Origin of the sequence: Ruminococcus callidus ATCC 27760, assembly GCF_000468015.1 — a bacterium.
Classification (GTDB): Bacteria; Bacillota; Clostridia; order Oscillospirales; family Ruminococcaceae; genus Ruminococcus_C; species Ruminococcus_C callidus.
The window spans coordinates 2,697-2,969 of record NZ_KI260345.1 but is presented as its reverse complement, the minus strand read 5'-3'; the positions used below and the strand labels follow the sequence as shown (position 1 = coordinate 2,969).

The 273-nt window shown below is 53.1% G+C and carries 1 protein-coding gene; it reads left to right on the top strand.

Annotated elements, in window-relative coordinates; translation table 11 throughout:
* A partial coding sequence (locus tag RUMCAL_RS16930; protein ID WP_021681363.1) for a hypothetical protein occupies window positions 1-273 on the top strand: 273 nt, incomplete at both ends.

Genomic DNA, 273 nt, shown 5'->3' with positions numbered 1-273 from the left:
ACACCGAAGCCGGAAACGTGGAATACTGGACCTGCGAGAACTGCAAAAAGCATTTCCTGTCTGACGAAACCGACGTAGAAACTGCCAAGGCGGTGGAGCAGTCGGCAACGGTGAAACCTGTTCTGGTTCAGGTTGCCACAGCGACCACGCAGATCAAGTGCGTTTACGGTCAGGACATGGACGAAATTAACTTGCAGGATTACGTGAAAAATGCAGATGCCGTAGGCGGCGTTTCCGTCAAGGTTGCAACTGGTTCCACCATGCTGGACGGCA